The organism is Kitasatospora sp. MBT63 (genome assembly GCF_000710465.2).
GTDB lineage: Bacteria > Actinomycetota > Actinomycetes > Streptomycetales > Streptomycetaceae > Kitasatospora.
In genome coordinates this window covers 1-3,573 of the sequence record NZ_JAIZ01000104.1, presented here as the reverse complement: position 1 = coordinate 3,573, position 3,573 = coordinate 1, and the positions used below count along the sequence as shown (strand labels likewise).

Annotated in this window: 2 protein-coding genes; both read right to left on the bottom strand. The window is 69.3% G+C overall.

Annotated elements, in window-relative coordinates; all coding sequences use genetic code 11:
* Positions 1 to 197: 197 nt before the first annotated feature.
* Positions 198 to 1,328: a DNA polymerase III subunit beta gene (gene dnaN / locus AA75_RS06715; RefSeq protein WP_033818862.1), complete on the bottom strand. Its 1,131-nt coding sequence runs from the start codon at positions 1,326 to 1,328 to the stop codon at positions 198 to 200.
* Positions 1,329 to 2,417: 1,089 nt separating this feature from the next.
* Positions 2,418 to 3,573: chromosomal replication initiator protein DnaA (dnaA, locus tag AA75_RS06710; RefSeq protein WP_033818861.1), on the bottom strand; the 1,156-nt coding region annotated here is incomplete at its 5' end.

Here is a 3,573-nt window from a genome sequence, read left to right as displayed (position 1 = left end):
GCCGCCCATCTTGCCGAGACCGATGAGGCCGAGCTCCATGACTAGTCCTTCACTGTGGTGTCGTGCCTGATGGCGGCGCCGTTGCCGCGCTGTCCCGAGCCTACGCCGCGAACGGAGCCAGGCCTCTCCCGGCACAGTCTGTCCGGGGGAGGCCTGGGCTCACGTCCACAGCCTGTGGACGGCGGTGTGTACGACCGTCAGCCGGAGAGCCGCACCGGCATGATCAGGTACTGGTAGGCCTCGTCGGCCTCCGCGTCCACCGCGACCTTGCCGCTCAGCAGGGCGGGCTTGGTGGGCGTGGTGAAGCTCAGCTGGGCGTAGGCGGAGTCGATGGCCTTCAGGCCCTCCTCCAGGTAGCCCGGGTTGAACGCGATCGAGATGTCGTCGCCCTCGAGGTCGGCGTCGATCCGCTCGGTGGCCTGGGCGTCGTCGCCCGAGCCCGCCTCCAGGGTCAGCACGCCCTGCTCGAAGTTGAGCCGGACCGGGGTGTTGCGCTCGGCGACCAGCGAGACGCGCTTGAGCGCCTCCAGGAACGGCTGGGTCTGGATCGCGGCGACCGCGCTGAACTCGGTCGGGAACAGGCTGCGGAACTTCGGGAACTCGCCCTCCAGCAGCCGGGTGGTGGTCCGGCGGCCGGCCCCCTCGAAGCCGATCAGGCCCTCTCCCGCGCCGCCGGAGGACAGCGCGATGGAGACCGTGTCACCGCTGCCCAGCGACTTGGCGATGTCCTGGAGGGTCTTGGCGGGCACCAGGGCGACCGCCGAGATGTCCGCCTGCTCCGGCTTCCACAGCAGGTCGCGGACGGCGAACCGGTACCGGTCGGTGGCGGCCAGGGTGATCCGGTCGCCCTCGATCTCGACCCGCACACCGGTGAGCACCGGCAGGGTGTCGTCCCGGCCGGCCGCGACGGCGGCCTGGCTGACCGCGGCGGCGAACACCTCGCCGGCGACCGTGCCGGTGGCGCTCGGCATCGCCGGCAGGCTCGGGTACTCGTCCACCGGCAGCGTCGGCAGGGTGAACCGCGAGCTGCCGCAGACCACGCTGACCCGCATGCCGTCGGTGGAGATCTCCACCGGCCGGTTCGGCAGGTTGCGGGAGATGTCGTTGAGCAGGCGGCCGGAGACCAGCACGGTGCCCGGCTCCTCGACGTCCGCCTCCAGCTCGACCCGGGCCGAGACCTCGTAGTCGAACCCGGAGAGGGCCAGCGAGCCCTCCTGTGCCGTCAGCAGCAGGCCGGCCAGGACCGGCACCGGCGGCCGCGCCGGGAGGCTGCGAGCAGCCCAGGCCACCGCCTCCGCGAGGACATCACGCTCCACCCGGAACTTCACCGGTAACCGCCTCCTGGCTCCTGCTGTCGCTGTACGCGCTCTGGTCTTCGTCGATCTTCGTCGTCCGGCTCCCGGCCCACCGGGGAGAACCCCGGCTTCCAGTTGCCGGAGAACAGTCTGACGTACTCCACCGACAGACGGAGCAGATGGGCGGAAGCAAGCCGAACAAGTGTCGGGGAGCGGTTGTCCACAGATTTCGGCCCGCCCCACTGTTGATCAAGCTGAGGGGTCTCTAAGGGTAGTAGTAGTAGTAGGGCCTGTGGATACCGTGGATAACCCCGTTTTCGCAGTTCAGGGCTGGTTTTTTGTCCACAGGACCTGTGGATGGCGACTGTGGAAAACCAGGCTCTGCTGTGGACAGCGGAGCGTTACCCACAGGCCACCCTGAGTATCCACAGGTTATCCCCAGCTCTGTCCCCAGATCATGGCCGGGTTATCCACGGGCCCCGGGCAACATCACGTGACGCCTTTCACACCTGGGTATGAACGACCGGCCAATGTTGTCGAACTGTGGACGCAGCTGTGGAGAACCTGGGGATAACCCGTCCGGCCCTGGGGACAACCGGTGGATAACCCGGACGGCCCTCTGACGGACCGCCAATTGTCCACAGCCTGTGGATAACTGTTGTGCACAAGTCCACAGGCACCTGACCTGCGCAGAAGAGCGTAGCGTCGGCGCCCCTGTGGAGGAATTCTGGATAACTCGGTGCCGGCGAGGGGTGTGGACGGGGAAAACTCGCCCGACCTGTGGATGACGGGGCCTCGGGCCGATCCTGTTCGAATTGCTGGTCAGATGTTCGGCCGGTGCCGGGAGTCGGGGACCGCGCCGGCAGCGGGATTACTGCCCGGCCGGCCCGCCCGGCACACCTCGGGAGCGGGCTTCCCGGGCTGACCCTGCGGGCGGGTCCGGCGGGTCCGTACGGGCGCGAGGGAGCGGGTTCCGGCCCGGCGGCGGGGCGGTGGCGGGCCGGAACCCGCGCGGCGCCCGGATGGCCGTTCAGAGGCGCCGGACAGGGGTGCCGGGACAGGCCGAAGGGGAGCCGGGACGATTCCCGACTCCCCTTCAACAGCCGCTGCAGCGCGGCGCGTTCAGCTCTTGATGCGGTTGGTCAGCTCGGTGACCTGGTTGTAGATGGAGCGGCGCTCGGCCATCAGCGAGCGGATCTTCCGGTCGGCGTGCATCACCGTGGTGTGGTCGCGGCCGCCGAACTGCGCGCCGATCTTCGGCAGCGAGAGGTCGGTCAGCTCCCGGCAGAGGTACATGGCGATCTGGCGGGCCGTCACCAGTACCCGGCTGCGGGAGGAGCCGCACAGGTCGTCCACCCCCAGGCCGAAGTAGGCGGCCGTCTGCTGCATGATCACCTGCGCGGTGATCTCCGGGCCCGCGTCCTCGTCGCCGCCCGGGATCAGGTCCTTGAGGACGATCCCGGCCAGCTCCAGGTCGACCGGCGCCCGGTTCAGGTTGGCGAACGCGGTCACCCGGATCAGCGCGCCCTCCAGCTCCCGGATGTTGCGGGTGATCCGGGAGGCGATGAACTCCAGCACGTCGGCGGGTGCGTTGAGTTGCTCCTGGATCGCCTTCTTGCGCAGGATCGCGATCCGGGTCTCCAGCTCGGGCGGGGTGACGTCGGTGATCAGCCCCCACTCGAAGCGGTTCCGCAGCCGGTCCTCCAGGGTGATCAGCTGCTTGGGCGGCCGGTCCGAGGAGAGCACGATCTGCTTGTTCGCGTTGTGCAGGGTGTTGAAGGTGTGGAAGAACTCCTCCTGGGTCGACTCCTTGCTCGCCAGGAACTGGACGTCGTCGACCAGCAGGATGTCGATGTCCCGGTAGCGCTTGCGGAAGGCGTCGGCCTTGCCGTCCCGGATGGAGTTGATGAACTCGTTGGTGAACTCCTCCGAGCTCACGTACCGCACCCTGGTCCCCGGGAAGAGGCTGCGCGAGTAGTGCCCGATCGCGTGCAGCAGGTGGGTCTTGCCGAGTCCGGACTCGCCGTAGATGAAGAGCGGGTTGTAGGCCTTGGCGGGGGCCTCGGCCACCGCCACCGCGGCGGCGTGCGCGAACCGGTTGCTGGCGCCGATCACGAAGGTGTCGAACAGGTACTTCGGGTTCAGCCGGGCGTTCGGCTCGTCCTTGCGGGAGCCGCCGGCCGGGGGCGCACCGGGGGGTGCGGGTACCCCGGGCGCCGGGGTGCGCTCCACCACGCCGCCGCCGGAGCGCGCCGCCGCCCCGGCGCCTCGGCGGGCT